This window comes from Erwinia sp. V71 (assembly GCF_965644245.1).
Classification (GTDB): Bacteria; Pseudomonadota; Gammaproteobacteria; order Enterobacterales; family Enterobacteriaceae; genus Erwinia.
The window spans coordinates 1-1,107 of the sequence record NZ_CBFFRK010000244.1 but is presented as its reverse complement, the minus strand read 5'-3'; the positions used below and the strand labels follow the sequence as shown (position 1 = coordinate 1,107).

Genomic DNA, 1,107 nt, shown 5'->3' with positions numbered 1-1,107 from the left:
GGTTCCGGCAGCCTTCAGTGGTCTTTGCAGAGTTAAGACAGGCGGCTTAGCGTTGCACTTCGAACTTGAATCCGCCGGTTCGGTATGAGTCAGGTAAATAATCTTGAGGGAGTGGCTTACGCCAAAAAAACGAATGTCAGATGGCATATCGTGGTGATGCTGTTCATTATCACGGCGGTCAACGTCGGTGACCGCACCACACTGGCGATTGCCGGGAAGGACATGTCGGCGGCGTTAGGCATTGACCCCAGCCAGATGGGCTGGATTTTCTCGGCGTTTGCCTGGGCTTACTGCCTGGCGCAAATCCCCGGCGGCTGGTTGCTGGACCGTTTTGGTTCGAAAAAGGTGTATCTGTTCAGCCTGTGCCTGTGGTCCATTTTTACCCTGCTGCAGGGCTTTGTGGAGATCTTTGACGGCTATGGCGCGCTGATCTCGCTGGTGGTATTGCTGTTCCTTGTCGGCTTATCTGAAGCGCCCGCGATGCCCGGCAACAGCCGGTTTATTGCCGCCTGGTTTCCGTCAAAAGAACGTGCGACTGCTGCGGCAATATTTAACTCGGCACAATACTTTGCCACGGTGATCTTTGCGCCAATTATGGGCTGGCTGACCCTTTCACTGGGCTGGGAATCGATCTTTATCTTTATGGGTGGCCTGGGACTGCTGATCACCTTTGCTGCCGCTAAAGTCATTCATAATCCGTTATCACACCCGCACGCCAATGCGGCGGAAATTGATTATATTCGACAGGGCGGGGCGCTGGTGGATATGGATCAGAACAGCGCGAAGAAAAGCAGCGGGTTTAATTTCGCTGATTTTAAACAGCTCTTTTCTAACCGTATGCTGATCGGTATTTATCTGGGCCAGTACTGCATTACCGTAATCACCTTCTTCTTTATTACCTGGTTCCCGCTTTATCTGGCGATGGAGAAAGGGCTGGATATTAAAACCGTCGGCTTTATTGCGGCGATCCCGGCGATTTGCGGTTTCCTTGGCGGTTTACTCGGCGGCGTGGTATCGGACCGCATTCTGAAAGCGGCGGATTCAAGTTCGAAGTGCAACGCTAAGCCGCCTGTCTTAACTCTGCAAAGACCACTGAAGGCTGCCGGA

At 52.8% G+C, this 1,107-nt stretch carries 1 protein-coding gene; it reads left to right on the top strand.

The window, feature by feature from the left end; translation table 11 throughout:
• Positions 1–84: 84 nt before the first annotated feature.
• A partial coding sequence (locus ACSZO1_RS22430; protein ID WP_437616592.1) for an MFS transporter occupies positions 85–1,107 on the top strand: 1,023 nt, incomplete at its 3' end.